Origin of the sequence: Cupriavidus sp. CuC1 (assembly GCF_044627735.1) — a bacterium.
Taxonomy (GTDB): Bacteria; Pseudomonadota; Gammaproteobacteria; order Burkholderiales; family Burkholderiaceae; genus Cupriavidus; species Cupriavidus ulmosensis.
In genome coordinates, this window is the sequence record NZ_JBIUHC010000198.1 from 1 (window position 1) to 16464 (window position 16464).

General features: G+C 64.9%; 18 protein-coding genes and 1 pseudogene. 5 read left to right on the forward strand and 14 right to left on the reverse strand.

All coding sequences use genetic code 11. From position 1 onward, the window contains the following. From ACGLHR_RS45320 to ACGLHR_RS45330, 3 genes are all read right to left on the reverse strand, one after another. Positions 1–577 (reverse strand): putative toxin-antitoxin system toxin component, PIN family (locus ACGLHR_RS45320; protein ID WP_400102357.1); only part of this gene is annotated, 577 nt, incomplete at its 3' end. Further along, a complete protein-coding gene (locus ACGLHR_RS45325) occupies positions 574–1041 on the reverse strand; it encodes an excisionase family DNA-binding protein (RefSeq protein ID WP_400102358.1) in 468 nt (155 codons plus the stop codon). The genes ACGLHR_RS45320 and ACGLHR_RS45325, both read right to left, overlap by 4 nt. Before the next feature lie 136 nt (positions 1042–1177). Then, complete coding sequence (locus ACGLHR_RS45330; RefSeq protein ID WP_400102359.1) at positions 1178–2095, reverse strand: LysR family transcriptional regulator; 918 nt, start codon at positions 2093–2095, stop codon at positions 1178–1180. Between the two features lie 476 nt (positions 2096–2571). On the opposite strand from ACGLHR_RS45330, the gene ACGLHR_RS45335 reads away from it, so the two are divergent. Then, positions 2572–3552, forward strand: coding sequence for a tripartite tricarboxylate transporter substrate binding protein (locus ACGLHR_RS45335; RefSeq protein WP_400102360.1), 981 nt, complete (start codon positions 2572–2574; stop codon positions 3550–3552). A gap of 11 nt (positions 3553–3563) precedes the next feature. Continuing rightward, on the forward strand, positions 3564–5021 hold the full coding sequence (locus ACGLHR_RS45340) for a M81 family metallopeptidase (protein WP_400102361.1): 1458 nt from the start codon (positions 3564–3566) through the stop codon (positions 5019–5021). 91 nt (positions 5022–5112) lie between these two features. Here ACGLHR_RS45340 and ACGLHR_RS45345 read toward each other — a convergent pair whose 3' ends face one another. The 7 genes and pseudogenes from ACGLHR_RS45345 to ACGLHR_RS45375 form a co-directional block, all read right to left on the reverse strand. After that, a complete protein-coding gene (locus ACGLHR_RS45345; RefSeq protein ID WP_318237071.1) occupies positions 5113–5433 on the reverse strand; it encodes a high-potential iron-sulfur protein in 321 nt (106 codons plus the stop codon). Positions 5434–5790: 357 nt separating this feature from the next. Then, positions 5791–6189 carry an RcnB family protein gene (locus ACGLHR_RS45350; protein WP_400102362.1) on the reverse strand — a complete coding sequence of 133 codons (399 nt, stop codon included), beginning with the start codon at positions 6187–6189 and terminating at the stop codon, positions 5791–5793. Between the two features lie 350 nt (positions 6190–6539). Beyond that, positions 6540–7736 carry a methyl-accepting chemotaxis protein gene (locus ACGLHR_RS45355; protein ID WP_400102363.1) on the reverse strand — a complete coding sequence of 399 codons (1197 nt, stop codon included), beginning with the start codon at positions 7734–7736 and terminating at the stop codon, positions 6540–6542. Between the two features lie 380 nt (positions 7737–8116). Further along, positions 8117–8290: pseudogene (locus ACGLHR_RS45360) on the reverse strand (histidine kinase dimerization/phospho-acceptor domain-containing protein); the annotation flags it as partial. Between the two features lie 200 nt (positions 8291–8490). Continuing rightward, positions 8491–9447: a Bug family tripartite tricarboxylate transporter substrate binding protein gene (locus tag ACGLHR_RS45365; protein ID WP_400102364.1), complete on the reverse strand. Its 957-nt coding sequence runs from the start codon at positions 9445–9447 to the stop codon at positions 8491–8493. Between the two features lie 97 nt (positions 9448–9544). Beyond that, entirely contained in the window at positions 9545–10378 is an 834-nt protein-coding gene (locus ACGLHR_RS45370; RefSeq protein WP_400102365.1) for a phosphate/phosphite/phosphonate ABC transporter substrate-binding protein, read from the reverse strand. Beyond that, positions 10375–11376: an ornithine cyclodeaminase family protein gene (locus ACGLHR_RS45375; protein WP_400102366.1), complete on the reverse strand. Its 1002-nt coding sequence runs from the start codon at positions 11374–11376 to the stop codon at positions 10375–10377. Before ACGLHR_RS45375 ends, ACGLHR_RS45370 begins: the two co-directional genes overlap by 4 nt. Positions 11377–11603: 227 nt before the next feature. Between ACGLHR_RS45375 and ACGLHR_RS45380 the strand changes: the two genes are divergently transcribed. Further along, a complete protein-coding gene (locus tag ACGLHR_RS45380; RefSeq protein ID WP_400102367.1) occupies positions 11604–12491 on the forward strand; it encodes a LysR family transcriptional regulator in 888 nt (295 codons plus the stop codon). A gap of 39 nt (positions 12492–12530) precedes the next feature. On the opposite strand, the gene ACGLHR_RS45385 is transcribed toward ACGLHR_RS45380, so the two are convergent. Both ACGLHR_RS45385 and ACGLHR_RS45390 read right to left on the reverse strand, forming a co-directional pair. After that, positions 12531–13628, reverse strand: a complete 1098-nt coding sequence (locus ACGLHR_RS45385; RefSeq protein WP_400102373.1) for an alpha/beta hydrolase family esterase — start codon at positions 13626–13628, stop codon at positions 12531–12533. Between the two features lie 52 nt (positions 13629–13680). Next, positions 13681–14112 carry a CopG family transcriptional regulator gene (locus ACGLHR_RS45390; RefSeq protein WP_400102368.1) on the reverse strand — a complete coding sequence of 144 codons (432 nt, stop codon included), beginning with the start codon at positions 14110–14112 and terminating at the stop codon, positions 13681–13683. Between the two features lie 56 nt (positions 14113–14168). On the opposite strand from ACGLHR_RS45390, the gene ACGLHR_RS45395 reads away from it, so the two are divergent. After that, positions 14169–14393: a hypothetical protein gene (locus tag ACGLHR_RS45395; RefSeq protein WP_400102369.1), complete on the forward strand. Its 225-nt coding sequence runs from the start codon at positions 14169–14171 to the stop codon at positions 14391–14393. Between the two features lie 7 nt (positions 14394–14400). After that, the gene (locus ACGLHR_RS45400; RefSeq protein ID WP_400102370.1) at positions 14401–14826 is read left to right on the forward strand and encodes a hypothetical protein; all 426 of its coding nucleotides are present in this window, start codon (positions 14401–14403) and stop codon (positions 14824–14826) included. A gap of 243 nt (positions 14827–15069) precedes the next feature. On the opposite strand, the gene ACGLHR_RS45405 is transcribed toward ACGLHR_RS45400, so the two are convergent. Both ACGLHR_RS45405 and ACGLHR_RS45410 read right to left on the reverse strand, forming a co-directional pair. Beyond that, on the reverse strand, positions 15070–15531 hold the full coding sequence (locus ACGLHR_RS45405; RefSeq protein ID WP_400102371.1) for a RidA family protein: 462 nt from the start codon (positions 15529–15531) through the stop codon (positions 15070–15072). A gap of 49 nt (positions 15532–15580) precedes the next feature. Continuing rightward, positions 15581–16234, reverse strand: a complete 654-nt coding sequence (locus tag ACGLHR_RS45410) for a transcriptional regulator (RefSeq protein ID WP_400102372.1) — start codon at positions 16232–16234, stop codon at positions 15581–15583. Positions 16235–16464: the final 230 nt, after the last annotated feature.

The following is a 16464-nucleotide window of genomic DNA, read 5'->3' on the forward strand; positions in this document are numbered from 1 at the left end:
CATCCTCCCAGTCTCGATCGCCCCCGGCAAAATCGGCCGTGGAGACGTGACGACTCCGGTTAAATGGATACCCCACACTATCGGTATCCATCGGCGGATTCTTCAGTTGCCGCCGCTGCAGTTGCGCTGCCGAGACAACAGCGGCAGGGTCAAGATCAAAGAGGTTTCCGGCAAATTCATCAGGATGCCGAGCCTCGATCCCGAAGCCGCCGAGCACCTCCGCCGGAAAATCCTTCTCGTTGAAAGTCACGATTACGCTCGCATTGCAGCGAATGGCGGCAGCGAGAACATGTCTGTCGTTCGCATCGGGCAGCGTCAATCCAGCGACAAGATCCTCATACCCGCTAACAAGCCCATCGGGGATCGCTAGATCCATCAGGTCGGCCGTGCGATTGACTTGCTCGGCGGTCAGGTCAAGGCGATTTTTCAGTAGGTTGCGTTTCCACTCGTCATGTATCTGTGCACTCCATCGCGCCCTGAATCGGCCGGACAGCCCCAACCACATCAGAAAATCTCGCAACGGAGCCGGATAAAGTACGCACGCATCATAGAGGGCAGTAAACGGGGAATGCCTCATTCGTAGCCCAGATTCAACTCCTGAGCCTGGCGAGCCAGCGCTTCCATGGCCTGTTCGCTCGCGCGATCGCGTTCGGCCTTGAAACGCATCAGATCGGCAAAACGCACGCGCCGATGTTTGCCTGTCTTGTGGTACGGCAGGGCATCGGTCTCAAGCAACTTCACAAGATGAGGACGTGAGACATTCAGCAAGTCCGCGGCCTCTTGCGTGGTCAACTCGGCGTGCAACGGAACAACCTTGACGGCGTTGCCCTCGGCCAGTTCCGCCAGGATGTCCACCAGCAAACGGAGTGCCGAAGTTGGCAATTCCACCCGATGAGCCTGATTCTTCTCGTCGAAAATCTGAATGTGCTGAGTCTCGAGTTGCGTAGCAAGATAGGCGGCGAGAGCCCGCTGGCCCTCGACTGCCACCTGCACCTCGCGCTCCAGCGGCAGGGACATTTCGGCTATTGCGGCATGACTCATGACTCACTCCAAATACGAACACCTACAAGTCGGCAGTCTATTCGAACGAATCCACAAACGCAATAAACGAAACTAAAGTGTAAAAAGGCCGCCACCTGCTTCATCAACACCACCGCCACCGCATTATCGCCCTCCCTCACTTCCCACCATCGAACAACGGCGACGCTTCGATGCGCTCAAGCATGCCGCGCGCCGCGCTCGTCAGCGGACGGTTGGCCCTGACGATCAGGCGCGACTGCGCGGCCTCGAAGATGGGATTGGTGGTGCGCAGCGCCACAAGCTCGCCCCTGGCGACCTCCTTCACCACGGAGTTCGAGGAGGTGAAGGTCAGGCCAAGGCGACACTCGACATAGCGCTTGAGCGTGAGGATGGCGTTGGCGACGAAGCTGGGCGTGAGGACGATATTCTCGGAGAGCTCCGCCATCTGGATCAGCTGGCGCAAGCCGAATCCCGGCGCCATCATTGCCACCGGATATCGTGCCACGTCCTTCAATGCTGGCCGCTTGCGCTGGCGCGCGAGCGGATGGTCCGGCCAGGCAATGACACACAGCGGATGCGTGCGCGCGGCGACCACGTGAATGGCGGGGTCCGCGGGCGCGCCGAACACGACGCCGATATGCGCGTCGTCATGCGCCACCGCACGCACGGCGTCGGAGGCACCGGCCACCTTCAGCGAGACGCGGATGCCGGGATACTGGTGGCAGAACTCGTCCACCACGCCGCTCATCAGGATATCGACAAAGCCTTCGCTGGCCACCAGCTGGAGGTCGCCGCGCTGCAGGCCGTTCACCTCATCGAGCCGGGCCATCAGCGCTTGCTCGCTGGCCTGGCGGTCGCGGCAATGCTCCATCACGATGGCGGCCACCTCGGTCGGCACGATGCCCCGGCCTTTGCGCTCGAGCAGCGCCACGCCTAGTTCGGTCTCCAGCAACTGGATTTGCCGGCTGACGATCGACGGCTCCACGCCAAGCCGCTCGGCTGCGCCGCGCACCGACCCCGTGTTGACCGCCTCGAAAAAATACTGCAAGCGCCGCGCGCTGAGTCCGCCTTCCATTTTTTCCGTTCCTGTTGTTCTGGCCTTTCTGGTTTGCTCCCCTCGCCCACGCAGCGGATGGGGGGCCGGGGGAGAGGGCGGGCGCTCGATACGCCTGCGTGCTGCATAAAACCGAGGGCTTCGCTTCTAGTGGCTCCTAGCCAAACCGCCCCTCTCCCCAGCCCTCTCCCCGTGAGGGGAGAGGGAGCGACAGCCGTCGTCGTGGCGTGCGGTGTTGGCCCATCCGTCGGCTCCGTTCAATGTCACCGGTCTGCGACAGCCGTCGTCACGGCACGCGGCTTTGGCCCATCGGTCGGCTTCGTCCAATGCCTCTGTTTTGTTCAGCCATCGTCATGTCAAACGGCTTTGGTCCATTCAACAAAAATCGTTGCCAAATAGGCAACAATTTCCCGGCAAGCTTACATTGATCTGGAGGACTGGAATTGCGAATAATGTGCGGGCAGCAAATTCTCCCGCCCCCTTCGAGCAAACCAAGCATGAAACCCTTCTCTTCAATCCTGGCAGCCGCAACCCTGGGCGTGCTCTGTCACCAGACCGCGGGCGCGGCACCGCAAGACCCCGCGTACCCGGTCAAGCCCGTGAAGATCGTGGTCGGTTACGCGCCCGGCGGCTCCTCCGATGCCGTGGCGCGGCTGGTGGCCAACCGGCTGTCGGAACGGCTCGGGCAGAGCTTCGTGGTTGAAAACCGCCCTGGCGCGGCCAGCAATATCGCGGCGGCCGGCGTGGCGCGTTCGCCCAACGATGGCTACACCATCCTGCTGGGCTCCAATGCCAGCACCATCAATGTCTCGCTGTACAAGAAGCTACCCTTCGACTTCCAGAAGGACTTCGCGCCGGTGGTGTTGCTCACGCGCTTCCCGAACATCATGGCGGTGAACCCCTCGGTGCCGGCAACGACGGTGGCGGAGTTCATCAGCTATGCCAAGGCGCATCCGAAGGGCCTCTTCTTCGCGTCGTCCGGCGCGGGCTCGTCGACGCGGCTGTCGGCCGAGCTGTTCAAGATGATGGCGGGCATCCGGATGGAGCACGTGCAGTACAAGGGCAGCGCCCCGGCACTGACCGACCTGATGGCGGGCCAGGTGCAGGTGATGTTCGATACGGCGCCGTCGGTCATGCCGCTGATCAAGAGCGGGAAGCTGCGCGCGCTGGCGGTGACCAGCGCCAGCGCGCAGCCCTTCGCGCCGGAGATCCCCACCGTGGATGCCGGCGGGCTGAAGGGCTATGAAGTGGTGTCCTGGTACGCGCTCTTCCTGCCCGCGGGCACGCCGGGCAGCATCGTCGATACGCTGAACAAGGAAGTCAACGCGATCATGGGCGAGAAGGAAACCCGCGAGAAGCTCGCCGCGATGGTGGCGACACCAGGCGGTGGCACGCCCGAAGCGCTGCGCCAGTTTGTCGGCTCGGAAATCACCAAATGGGGCGCCGTGGTCAAGGCCTCCGGCGCCACCGCGGACTAGGCCGGAAGACCATGCGCGTTTTTACCGGCTCGCTAGCCACCGAAACCAACACCTTCGCCCCGCTGCCGACCGCGCTCGATGCGTTCGTCGACCGCGGCTACTTTCCCGCGGGCACGCACCCGCCAGAAATGACCGTGTTCAGCGGCCCGCTATGGGCCGCCCGCGAACGCGGCCGCGAGCGCGGCTGGGTGGTGATCGAGGGCATGGCCGCGGGCGCGCAGCCCAGCGGCGTGACCACGCGCCATGCCTACGAAACGCTACGCGACGAGCTGCTCGGCGACCTGCAGCGCTCGCTGCCTGTCGACATGGTGGTGCTGGGCCTGCACGGCGCCATGGTGGCGGACGGCTATGCGGACTGCGAGGGCGACCTGCTCACCCGCGTGCGCGCGCTGGTTGGCCCCGCCGTGGTGGTCGGCGCCGAGCTGGATCCGCACAGCCACCTGTCGGATGCCATGGTGGCGCATGCCGACATCCTGGTGGCCTACAAGGAATATCCGCACACCGATATCCGCGAGCGGGCGCTGGAGCTGGTGGACCTGTGCGCGGCGCAGGTGGAGGGACGCATCACGCCCGTGGCGGCAGTGGTCGACTGCGAGATGGTCGTCACCATCCGGACCAACCAGGAGCCGGCACGCAGCTATGTCGACCGGCTGATCGCACTGGAGGGCCGCGACGGCATCCTCTCGGTCTCCGTGGTGCACGGCTTCCCGTGGGGCGACGTGCCCGACATGGGCACCAAGCTGCTGGTGTACGCGGATGCTGACGCCGCGGCCGCGCAACGGCTCGCGCGGCGCCTGGCCGACGAGCTGATCAGCATGCGCGAGGCCCTGACGCCGGCTTACCCTGCCCCGGATGCGGCCATCGACCTGGCGCTGGCATTGGCCATGGAGCCGGGCGGCGCGCCCGTGGTCATCGCGGATGCGGCCGACAACCCTGGCGGCGGCGCGGCCGGCGATGCCACGTTCCTTTTGCATCGCCTGCGCGAGCGGGGCATCGGCAACGTGGCGGTGGGCCCCGTGTGGGACCCCATCGCGGTGCGCATTGCCTTTAGCGCCGGCGTGGGCGCGCGGCTGGCGCTGCGCATCGGCGGCAAGGTCAGCCCGATGTCGGGCGAGCCCATCGACCTGGACTGCGCCGTGAAGGCGCTGGTCCCGGACATGATCATGACGGGGCTGTCGGGCGCGCCGGCGGCGGTAGGCAACGCGGCACTGGTGGAAGCGGATGGCATCGAGATCGTGCTGATCACGCTGCGCGCGCAGGCGCTGGACACCGATGTCTTTACGCAGCTCGGCTGCCGGCTGGCGCAGAAGACGCTGATCGTCGTCAAATCGGCGCAGCACTTCCACACCGCGTTCTCGCGGATCGCGCGCCATGTCATCTACGCGGATGCGCCGGGCTCGGTCTCGCTCGATCTGCGCTCCCTGCCCTACCGGCACATTCGCCGGCCCAAGTGGCCAATTGATGATTGATGCCTGAACAAAAGAAGGCGGCGGGCGCGCCCAGACGCGCTCCCGCCGCCTTCACGGCATCATGCCTTCTTCAATCCTTCTTCAAGCCTCTTCAAGCCTTCTTCACCCACGCACTGCACCAGCCCTTGGTCGCGACCTGCTTGCCGGCAAACAGGGGGCAGCCGCCGCTTGCGTCGGTCGCCTTGCCCTGGAAGAGCTGGCAGTTGCCGCAATGCTGGCTGGCATCGTGCTTCGGGTACTTGGCCTTGTCCACCTTCGATGTATCGGCCTTGTAGCCCAGACCGACCGCCTGCGGATCTTTTTCATCCACCATCGGGCCGCTGCCCTGCGCCCTGGCCGACAGGGAAACACCCAGCGCGCCGGCCGCCGCGATGATCGGAATGCCTTTCAAGAAATGACGACGAGTTGACATCTTTATTCCTCTTTTCTGTGGGGGACAAACTGGACAGGGCCGCGCCTCGTGTAACAGCGCAAGCCACCATCCCTCAACCATCGGCGCACCCATGACGGTGCGCGCCGGATACCCGCCCGGACGCAGGCCACGCCACGGCAAGAAGCAAAGTGTCAGACACGTCGGTTCAAAGTGCGGGCAGCCGGCACCCGGAGCCGCCATCGTGGCTGGCTCCAGGCTTGTATCCCGATTGAGTTTAGGCGACGTCGATTACGTTGAGGTTGCGCGTAGTCATGGATATGAATGATCCATGCCCTGCGTGCGCCTGGAATCCGGCTGCCTGATCGCTCGGGACTGGATCGGGCTGGGAAGAACGTCCTAACGCCGTCCGCCCATATCGACGATCGCGCCGTTTGGCGCAACCAGGTAGAAGTCCCCGCCTACGCCTACCCAGTGGTGGCCTTTCGATGGCTTCGGCAGATCGTACGAATGCCAGTCATCCACGACATATTGACGATCACGGTACTCCGCGGGGAGCCTGTCGCCCTTATGCCACTGGCCGGGCCCGGCACGCCCGTTGTCGCGGTCGTCACCCGGGCCCCGACGGGCATCCCGGGGCGGCTGCGACTGGCCCTGATATTGGTAACCACGGTCGGCGCCGCGGTCGGAGTCACGATCAGGGCCGCGGTCCGGCTGCGCAAAACTCGGGGCCGAGACCAGGAACCCGCCGGCGAGCATCGCGCCCAACAGCAGTTTGCTTCTCACGGTTTTCGTCATCAGGCACTCCTTTTTATTAGCCGCCATGCCCGCGCTGGCCGCGGTGGCCCAGGCAGGACATCATCAACAGGGCGAAAAGCACAAGCAATCCACGCAAATGGCTTGTCGCCAGTTGCTGGCTCGCAACTTCGATGCCCGGCTTAAGGATAGTGGCTGTGGCGCAGGATGGCGGCGAGAAGCGCCGGATCAGGCGCTCATCGCGCTTGCGCGGAGGAAAATGGAGACGCCGAGGCAGACTGGCAGGAACACGGTGGCGGTAAATGCCTGCCACCGGTGTAAAAACTTCAACCCGATACGGCCAAGACGCGGCGCACAAGCCGCGCCGGCATCACAACCCATGTCGCCAGCGATCAGGCGTGCGCACCCTGCAGCGTGCCGGCAAAACGGTGTTGCCCAGGGGCTTTGTCGTCAGGGGTGGCGTCCAGCTTGAACTCGCCCACCGCGTTCTGCAACTGGTGCGCTTGTTCCGCCAGGGCCGACGCGGCGGCGGCGGCTTGTTCCACCAGCGCGGCGTTCTGCTGCGTGACTGCGTCCATTTGCATCACCGCTTGATTGACCTGCTCGATGCCGCCGCTCTGCTGCGCCGACGCCACCGAGATCTCGCCCAGGATGGTGGTCACCTGGCGGGACGCCGTCACGATCTCGCGCATGGTCTGGCCGGCATGCTCCACCCGCGCGGAGCCGTTGCGCACCTGCTCCACGGAGTCGCCGATCAGGCCGCGGATTTCCTTGGCCGCCGCGGCGCTGCGCTGCGCCAGCGTGCGCACCTCGCCCGCCACCACGGCAAAGCCGCGCCCTTGCTCGCCCGCGCGCGCTGCTTCCACGGCGGCGTTGAGCGCCAGGATATTGGTCTGGAATGCGATGCCCTCGATCACGTCGATGATGTCGACGACCTTCTTGGAACTCGCGCTGATCGCCTGCATGGTCTCCACCACCTCGCCCACCACAGTGCCGCCGCGCTGCGCAATATTCGAGGCATTGGCCGCCAGTTCATTGGCCGCGTGCGCGCGCTCAGTGTTCTGCCTGACCATGGCGGTCAGCTCGCCCATGCTCGATGCGGTTTCCTGCAGCGCGGCGGCCTGCTCCTCCGTGCGCTGCGAGAGATCGGTATTGCCTGCCGCGATCTGCGTCGAGGCGTCCGTGATGGAATCGGTCGATTCCTTGATGCGGGTCACCAGATCCGTGAGCATGTCCTCCATCTCGCCCATGCCGGCCAGCAAGCGGCCGAACTCGCCCTTGCGCTCGGTTTCAAACTCCTTGCTGAGATCGCCGGAGGCCACGGTCTCGGCGATATAGACGGCCTCGGCAAGCGGCTCCGCGATGCTGCGCGCGATGCCGTAGGTAAAGGCGGCACCAACCAGAAACGCGACAAACCATAGGGTAAACATCAGGGTGCGCGCGCCGTCGATGGCCTGTTGCGCGTGGCCGCCGCCAGCCCCGGGCAGGCGGTCCAGCCCGACCGCGATCGCCGCGGCCATCAAGAGCAAAACCACCGCGAAACCCACGCCAAGGCGTGTACGGATGGTCAGGTTGGCAAATGACATCATTGCTGCATCTCCCCTTTTATGTGGACTACGCCGGCTTCGTCGTCTGGATAACGGCGATCCGCGCAGAAACTTTAGGAAAAATCCCAGATGTCTTTATCTGCGCCGTCGGCGGGCCCCCTCAGCCGGGGAGATGGCCCGGCGGCGCCCCGTCGCCCGCGCGGCTGCCGGCGGGGAAATGCACGCCGGCGCGCTGGGCCGCCGGGCGCATGGCTAGGCTGGAAGCCGGTTTGCGGTCAAAACTCCTGTTCGCGGGTCACGGTGCACGGCCCCACCCGCTTCGGCATCTTGTCGCCATTGCCTATAAGTTACATCAATGTATCTTATAGAAATATTACATTAAAGCGCCTATAGAGCCGCTTTTCAAGTCACTTCCTCATCCCTGAAAAATCCAGTAGCGCGTTGACCAGCTTGAGCAACCGCAGGCCGTTGCGATGCGTGATCTCGATCAGCCGGTGATCGTCGGAGCCGGCGGCGTGGGGCCTGTTCAGCAACGCCTCGAGCGGACCGAGCATCAGCGTCAGCGGCGCGCGGAACTCGTGGCCGATGCTGGAGAAGGACTTGGACGCACGGCGTGGGACGGTGCACGAAGGGTCTCATTCACCGCTTTGCCGGGTGCGCCGCAATCGGCTCGCCGTAGCCGGCGCGAGCCTGTAAACCCTATTGAAATTAGCCGGTCACAGGTACTCCTTGATGTCATGGCGCGGGAAAGCCCGCCAGCGCACGGGACCACCCAGCACGCCACCACGCAACGCCCTCAGTCCACCGTGATCTGGCGCTTGCGAATCACGCCGGCCCAGCGCGCGCTGTCCTGCTGGATCGTGGTGGCCAGTTCCTGCGGCGTGCCGCCGCTGGTGTCCATGCCGAGTGTGGCCAGCTTCTCCTTGAGCGCCGGGTTCGCCAGCACTTCAAGCGCCTGGTGATTGATGCGGGCGATCACGTCCTTGGGCGTGCCTGCCGGCGCCATCAGCGCGTACCAGGATACGGCCTCGAACTTGGGAAAGCCCTGCTCGGCAATGGTGGGCACGTCGGGCATCACCGCCAGGCGTTTCTGGCTGGCCACGCCGAGCGCGTGGAGCTTGCCCGCCTTGATGTACGGCAACGCCGACGAGACCTGCGCGAACATCATGGTCACCTGGCCCCCGACCAGATCTGTCATGGCCGGGCTCACGCCCTTGTAGGGAATGTGGTTGAGCTTGACCTTGGCGTCCAGCTGCAGCAGCTCGCCCGCCAGGTGCGCCTGGCTGCCGGCCCCGGGCGAGGCAAAGGTCAGCTCGCCCGGCTTTTGCGCCGCCAGCTTGAGGAGATCCGCGAGGGAGGCGGCGGGAACGTTGGCGCCGACCACCAGCACGTTCTCCGCCGTGGCCAGCATCGTCACCGGCACCAGGTCTTGCGCCTTGTACGGCAGGCTGCGGAACAGAGAAGGATTGACGGCGATATTCCCTACCGGCACCACCGCCAGCGTATAGCCATCCGGCGCGGCCTTGGCCGCCTGGTCCACGCCGATGGTGCCGGCCGCGCCCGCCTTGTTCTCCACCAACACGCTTTGGCCCCACGCCTTGGACAACCCCTCGCCCACGACCCTGCCGAGCACGTCGGCGGGCCCGCCCGCCGGGAACGGCACGATCAGCCGCACGGGCTTGGACGGATAGGCCTGGGCGCCGGCAAGTATCGGCAACCCGGCGGCCAGCAAAGTCATCAGGAAACGCTTCATCGACAATTCTCCACGTCAGTCGGACTATCAGAAAATCAAGAATACTGGCTCCCGGGCATGGCCAGCCACGCGCAAGCCGTGCTCGCAGCCGTGGCGGTCATGGGCGGTACTCCTTGGCGTCAAGGGTGCCGGTCAGCGCAAAGCCCGCCTGGTCGGCTTCGCTGGCGTAGCGCGCCAGCACGTCATAGTCCTGCGCGCTGACGGCAGCAAAGCGCGCCAGCCGCAGTTGCGCAAGCCAGCCCGCGCAGGCCGGATCGCAGTGCAGGTCCAGCAGCACGGCGCGCACGCGCGCCACGGTGGCGTCGCCGGTCTGCGGCGAAGCCACCAGCGGCGGAATCGGCGAAGCTGGCGTCACCGCCACGCTGCGCACCTTCGCCATCAGCTCAGGGGCGTGCATGCGCAGCAGGTCAAGCACATAGCTGTCCACCACGCCCACCTCGGCATCGCCGCCGATGACCGCGTCGATCACCTGGCGCGGTGTGGGGGTTGGCGCCGCCGTTGGCCGGAACAACGTGACGGCGCCGGCGGCAGCCGTTTCCATCAGGTAGTGCCGTGGCGCGTTGTAGCCGGAGTTCGATTCCGGCAGCATGCAAGCCAGCCGGCCTCCGAAGGCCGGCTCCAGCGTGGTGGCCGCCGCATCGGCGCGCACGATGAACTCAGTGAAGTATGCCGGCCGGCCCCCATAGCGCGGCAGCGACGGCACCGGCGCCGCCAGCAGGCGATGACGGCTTCCCGCGCTGACAAACGGGAATCCGCACATGAAAACGCAGCCGCAGTCCGGCCGCGCCCACAGCGCGCTGACCGGCGCCGGCGCGGCATGCTCGACGTATGTCCACGCCACGCCGGCCCGCTCGCCCACGTAGGTGAGCAACGCCCGCCACGCCTGCCCCACCGGCGCGGCCACCGCATACATGCGCGCGTTGGCGATCATGCGTAGACGAGCTGCTGGCCAATGCCCATGCGCTCTGCCTTCTTCATGATGGCGTGGCCAAGCGCGATATCGCTCAGCGACAGGCCACGGTGCCAGAACAGGTTGGTCTCGTCATCGCTCTGCCGGCCCGGCTTGCGGCCCGCGACGATCTCGCCAAGCTCCGCGTGCAAGGTCTGCTCGGACAACTTGCCCGCCTCCACATGCGCGCGCAGCGAGCCGAACATGCCACCCTTGCACTGGGTCCAGTCGTCCACCACCAGCTTGCTCATGATGTCGGTCAGCGACAGCTCCACGGCGCTCATGGTCCCGTACGGCACCACAAATGCGCCCGGCTTGATCCACTCCGTCTTGAGCAGCGGCGTGGGCTTGTCCAGCCGCGACGCCTCGACCACGATGTCCGCCCCCCGCACGCACGACTCCCAGTCCTGCGTGACGATGACCTTCTTGCCAAGATCCCTCTCCAGCCGCGCGGCGAAAGCGTCGCGGCTTTCCGGGCGCCGCGAATGCACGCGGATCTCGTCGAAATCGAAGAGGCTGTCGAGCAGGCGCACATTCCAGTATGACGTGCCGCGCGCGCCGATATGGCCAAGCACCTTGCTGTTGCGGCGTGCCAGGTGGCGCGCGCCCAGCGCGGTCACCGCGCCGGTGCGCGCATCGGTGATGAAGGTCGCGTCGATCATCGCCACCGGCATGCCGGTGCGCGGGTCGAACAGGTTGAGCATGGCCATCTCCGACGGCAGGCCCAGCTTGTAGTTGTCGACGTAGTCGCCGACGATCTTCACGCCGGCCAGCCCGAGCGGCGCCACATAGCCGCGCAGCACGTTGAAGTGGCCATTGAACGCCGGGTCTGGAATCAGGTGCACGCGCGGCTCGATCACGGTCTGGTTGTTGCCTTGCGCCAGCAGGCCCTGCTCCACCGCGTCGAGGATTTCCTTGTCGGTCATCGCGAGCTTCGCGATGTCACGGCCGTTGATGTAAGTCAGATGGATATCGCTCATGTCTTTTCCTGGTCTCCTGTGAACGTTGGGACGATGCACCGGCATGCATCAGGATGCCCCGCAATGGGCTGCGCATCCCCATCGCGGTGCTGGCGCCGGTTGCGCCTGGCGCCGCCTTGGTGCACGTTTTCAAGCGCGCTGTCAGAACCCAGTGTAGGCAGCAGCGGCATTACTGTCATATGCTTATATGTCCGCGCGACTTAACATCAGGTTAATGGGTTGAAATCATGAAAATGAACCTCCGGCAGATCGAAGTGTTCCGCGCCGTGATGCTCACGGGCTCGATCAGCGGCGCGTCCAAGCTCCTGTATGTGTCCCAGCCCGCCATCAGCCGGCTGATGTCGCACACCGAGCAACGCCTGGGGCTGGAGCTGTTCCGCCGCGTGAAGGGACGCCTGTACCCGACACCGGAAGCGCGTCGGCTGCTGGGCGAGGTCAATGCGGTGTATGAAGGGATCGAGCGCGTGAACGAGATCGCCGAAGACCTCGCCACCAACCGCACGGGCAGCCTGCGCATCTCATGCAGCCCGAACCTCGGGCAGACAGTGCTGCCCCGGGCCATCGCCTCGTTTCGCGCCGCGCATCCGGCCGTGCGCATCGTGGTGCGCACGCAGATCCCGGGCAACATGCTGCGCGCCCTGCTCTCCGGCCAGGCCGAGCTGGCCGTGTCCAACATGCCGCTGGCGCATCCCAACCTGGAATCCCGGCTGCTGGTGAAGAACCCGATGGTGGCGCTGGTGCCCGCGGGACACCCTTTGAGCGGGCGCAGCTATGTGCGCCCGGCGGAGCTCGCCGGGGAGCCATTGATTGGCTACGGCGCGGATGTGCCGTTCGGCTTGCTGGTGCGGGAGATGTTTGGCAACGACTTCGATGACATCGACATGCGGATCGAAGTGGAGCAGGCGCACGTGGCGCGCGCGCTGGCGCAGGCCGGGGCCGGCATCGCGCTGGTCGATGCCATGACAGTGTTCGGGCAAGCGTGGCCTAATATCGTGGCCATTCCGATCCGGACCAAGGTCAATGCCTCGGTCCAGATCTTCAATGTCCAGTCCGAGCCGCTGTCGCGGCTGTCGCTCGAGTTCGCGCAGGAACTGGTGGCGCGGATGAAGGGTTGAGGCGTGGGGGCGGTCAGGCCAACGCACCCACGCCGCCGCTCACTTCTTCAACGGATGCGCCAGGAAGAACCGCACCATCTCCGCGCTGGCATCGGGCCCGCTCGCGTCGGCATACGAGCCGCGTGTGCTGCCTCCCGCCCACGCGTGCTGCGCGCCATGAATCAGCCAATGCTCCGCCTCGACGCCACCGGGCGACTTCAACCGACGGCACGTGACGGTGCGCCCGTTCTGTTTGCTGGTCCGCTGGCTGTCGCCAGCGGCGGCGCCCTTGAACTCCCGCAGCAATCGCTCGCTGTTGGATACATGGACCGTCGGGTCCGCATCGCCGTGAAACACGATCAGCGGGCGCACTGGCGCGGCTCGCGCCCTGTCCGCCAGCTTCCCGCCTTTCATCGCAGCGAGCGCCGAGGGCAAGTCATGCGCGCTGCCGTGCGCCAGGCCAGAGTGAATCCCCGCGGCGGCATACAGCTCGGGATAGGCGTGGACCATCACAGCGGCCATGGCGCCACCTGCGGACAAGCCAGCCACGTACACGCGATCGGGATCGACCGGGTGGCTGGCCATGACTTCCCGCGTGATACCCGCGATCAGCGCTGGCTCGCCCAGCTCGCGCTGCTGGTCGCCCGGCTTGAACCAGCTCCAGCACTTGGACGGATTGGCCGTCGCGGGCTGGATCGGATACGCGACCAGGAAGCCGTGGCGCTCGGCGAGCGCATTCATGCGGGTGCCCGCCGCGAAATCGTCCGCATCCTGCGTACAGCCGTGCAGCATCACCACCAGCGGCAGGCGCTGGCCCTGGAAGCCGGCGGGCACATAGAGCTTGTAGGCGCGATGGCCAGCGTAGCCGGTGTAGCGCCTGACGGTGAAGTGGCCGGTGTCCTGCACGCCGGGTCGCGGTGCGGGTTGCGGCGCATGCCCGGGCTTTGCGCGGGCTTCACGCGCTTGCGGAGCGATTTCTTGCGCTTGGCGCGGCAGCAGCGCCTCAACAACTTGTGCAGGCTGGAAGCCCGCGACGGGAACTGCGCCGTTGCCGCGCAGCGCACGCTGAATAGCCTCGGTGGCTTCCAGCGGCCCCGCGGTGCGCAGCAGCTCCATGGCTTCGTGCATGGAAGCCAGAAATTCTTCGTTCATCTTCATCATGGTGTCCTTCGATGTGCCTTTAGCGTTGGGCTTTGGGTTGCCTCACGGCTTAGCGGATGCGGCCGGCCAGCGCGGTCTTGACGGCGGCGGAGGCATGGAAAGCGCCCAGCACCACGATCGATTCGATCGTGGCCAGGGCAAGCTCGGGCGTGACATCGGATGCAATGCTGGCGAGTCCCAGCACATGGATATCCAGGCGCTGGTGGGCGGCTTGCGCTGCCTCCAGGTCCTGGCGGGAGAAATGCTGCAGGCCGAGCACCAGCGCGCGCCGCGTCACGGTCTCGCTGACGGCCTGCGCGTGGATCGCAAGCTGGTTGCGGATCGCGGTGCGGATCAGGTCGGTGCGGTTCGAGTAAAAGCCTTCCTCGACCAGCAGGTCGATCTGGCCGAGATCGACGGGGCCGAGATTGATCGTGATCTTCTCGGTTTCGCCGCCTTTGGGGCGGGGGACCAAGCTAGGTGCACCTTGCTGCTCATTCATGCTTATTTACCATCCAATTAACATCCAATGGGATGGTTATAGGATGGAAAACCCCGTTGGACAAGAAGGATTGCAGATTTTTGCTGCAATCGCACATGAAAGTGCAGCCGACGGTATTTGGTGTAGCTTCCACCCTGGCGTTCACGCCGTTCCAGGCGACACATGAAATTTTTCGCTACGCGGCGAGGTGCCGGGGGATCCGCTCTATCCTTGGGCGTGGCGTCATCCACGCCGAACCAGAGAACCAAAAAACCAAGGAACCAGGGATCAAAAGAACATAGGAGCGATATGCCAGCCTCCGCAATGACGACGCGCAGCAGCCCATGGCATTGCCGGGCGGCACCCTTGCTTGCCGCCGCTTGCGCAGCCCTGGCGCTATGCGGCTGCGCACCGGACTCGGTGCGCAACTTCGAGGCGAAAGGCTTCAATGCCTACCTGGACAGCGTGCAGCGCGGCTGCCCGAACATGATGATCGGGAACAACAACATCAGCGATTGGCTGCGCACCGACCGCGGCCAGAATGACAGCGACTACGTGTACTGGCTCGACCAGACCTCCCGGCTTTACTACCAGCGCATCACGCCGGCGCAGTATCGCGACTCGGTCATCGGCGCGCTCGGGCAAGGCAAATCGGATGCGCGCGCGGTGGACTGCATCGTCCGCAAGCTGCCCGCGCAGCGCCCTACCAGCCCGGCAGGGGACAAGCGGCCGTAATTGCTGGCCGTGGTTGCTGCATGGGGTTTAGCGCGCCGCGCTCGGCTGCAAGAGAACGCGTCGCCGGCTCTGCCGGCGACGCGTTCCTTAACCGCAAGATGAACAACTATTTCGACAGGCTGGTCTTGCTTCAGTTGATCGACCACGTCGCTGCCTGCCTTGCGCCCGGCGCGCAGGACGCAAAGGCCTGAACGGCCGGCTTCCGGTCGGTTGCACCAGCCCGCGGGCCACCCTTGGCAAGGGCTAGGCGACTTCCACCACCATCTCGATCTCTACACAAGCTCCCATCGGCAACTGCGCCACGCCAAAGGCGCTGCGCGCATGGCGCCCTTTTTCGCCGAAGACCTCCAGCAACAGCGCCGAGGCGCCATTGGTGACGATATGCTGCTCGGTATAGTCCGGCGCGGAGTTCACCAGGCTCATCACCTTGACGACTCGCGTGACCCGGTTGAGATCACCGAGCGTTGCATGCAGCGTGCCAAGCAGATCGATGGCCACCGCTCTTGCCGCTGAGCCGCCCTCCTCGGTACCCACGCCCTGCCCGAGCTTGCCGACCCAGGGCGCACCATTCTTGCGCGCAATGTGGCCGGAGACGAACAAGGTCTTGCCCGTCTGGACAGCCATCTCGAACAGCGCCCCCGGCGCTGACACCGGATCCAGCGTTATCCCCAGCTGGGCCAGCTTGTCATACACAGTATCACTCATAGGTCTCTCCGTTAACTGCTTGATGATGCATGGGGGGGTATCCGAGCGGCTATTCCGCCGGTTCGGCGTCGTCGCGCATTCCCTTGAGATGCTTGTAAACAGTTGCCCGCCCCATGCCAAGAATAGTTGCAACATAGTTAGCCGCGCTCTTGCCGTTGAACGCGCCCTCCGCGTACAGCGCCTCCACCAGCTCACGCTTGTGATCGCGGGTGAGCGTGTTCAACGCCAGTTGGCGCTTCTGCAGCCATTCGTGCAGGAAAATATTGATCCGCTCCTGCCAGTCGTCCTTGAACAGGTCGACCGGGCGGGAGGCCACACCGACCCCCTTGACGAAGAGTTCCAGGGCAGCCCCGATATCTTCAAACACGGCGATATTGAAGTTCACGCACATCACGCCAGCCGGCTTGCCGTCTTCCCCGTCGATCGTGACGCTGATGGACCGCATGCGCCGGCCGTGCCAGTTCAGCTTCTCATAGGGCCCGTAGATCTTCTTCTTGGCGTTGATGTCCAGCTCATCGATTGACGAGTCGTCACCCACCTCGCGCCGGGAGAGGTTGTTCGAGATATGAATGACCTTCCGGTCCGCCGTGTCATGTATGACCACTTCGGCGTACGGAAAAAACAGCGTGGATATGCTGTCCGCAATGGGCGCATAGCGTTTGAGCAGCATGGCACTCCTGGTCGTCTCCCTGTTCTTCTTCATCGTCGCTCCCCGTTGGTCCGCTGGCCTGGCCGCGAGGCAGGCCTCTGTACGAAGCCCTCTCGCCTGCGCATCTTGCTCCATGCGTGGCCAAACCTAGAACGATACCTTATGCCCCGCCCGATGCCGAACGAAACGCCGGGTGCGATCGTTGTCTCTGTAGTGGTCAAGTTTTTTCGGACAGGCTGATAGGTTGTTTTACTGTTGGCTTGGCCTCATAAGCGGTAGGCGAG

Coding starts and splice junctions, on each gene's coding strand:
- ACGLHR_RS45325 (WP_400102358.1), bottom strand. CDS start 1,041: ATGAGTCATGCCGCAATAGCCGAAATGTCCCTGCCGCTGGAGCGCGAG.
- ACGLHR_RS45330 (WP_400102359.1), bottom strand. CDS start 2,095: ATGGAAGGCGGACTCAGCGCGCGGCGCTTGCAGTATTTTTTCGAGGCG.
- ACGLHR_RS45335 (WP_400102360.1), top strand. CDS start 2,572: ATGAAACCCTTCTCTTCAATCCTGGCAGCCGCAACCCTGGGCGTGCTC.
- ACGLHR_RS45340 (WP_400102361.1), top strand. CDS start 3,564: ATGCGCGTTTTTACCGGCTCGCTAGCCACCGAAACCAACACCTTCGCC.
- ACGLHR_RS45345 (WP_318237071.1), bottom strand. CDS start 5,433: ATGTCAACTCGTCGTCATTTCTTGAAAGGCATTCCGATCATCGCGGCG.
- ACGLHR_RS45350 (WP_400102362.1), bottom strand. CDS start 6,189: ATGACGAAAACCGTGAGAAGCAAACTGCTGTTGGGCGCGATGCTCGCC.
- ACGLHR_RS45355 (WP_400102363.1), bottom strand. CDS start 7,736: ATGATGTCATTTGCCAACCTGACCATCCGTACACGCCTTGGCGTGGGT.
- ACGLHR_RS45365 (WP_400102364.1), bottom strand. CDS start 9,447: ATGAAGCGTTTCCTGATGACTTTGCTGGCCGCCGGGTTGCCGATACTT.
- ACGLHR_RS45370 (WP_400102365.1), bottom strand. CDS start 10,378: ATGATCGCCAACGCGCGCATGTATGCGGTGGCCGCGCCGGTGGGGCAG.
- ACGLHR_RS45375 (WP_400102366.1), bottom strand. CDS start 11,376: ATGAGCGATATCCATCTGACTTACATCAACGGCCGTGACATCGCGAAG.
- ACGLHR_RS45380 (WP_400102367.1), top strand. CDS start 11,604: ATGAAAATGAACCTCCGGCAGATCGAAGTGTTCCGCGCCGTGATGCTC.
- ACGLHR_RS45385 (WP_400102373.1), bottom strand. CDS start 13,628: ATGAAGATGAACGAAGAATTTCTGGCTTCCATGCACGAAGCCATGGAG.
- ACGLHR_RS45390 (WP_400102368.1), bottom strand. CDS start 14,112: ATGAATGAGCAGCAAGGTGCACCTAGCTTGGTCCCCCGCCCCAAAGGC.
- ACGLHR_RS45400 (WP_400102370.1), top strand. CDS start 14,401: ATGCCAGCCTCCGCAATGACGACGCGCAGCAGCCCATGGCATTGCCGG.
- ACGLHR_RS45405 (WP_400102371.1), bottom strand. CDS start 15,531: ATGAGTGATACTGTGTATGACAAGCTGGCCCAGCTGGGGATAACGCTG.
- ACGLHR_RS45410 (WP_400102372.1), bottom strand. CDS start 16,234: ATGAAGAAGAACAGGGAGACGACCAGGAGTGCCATGCTGCTCAAACGC.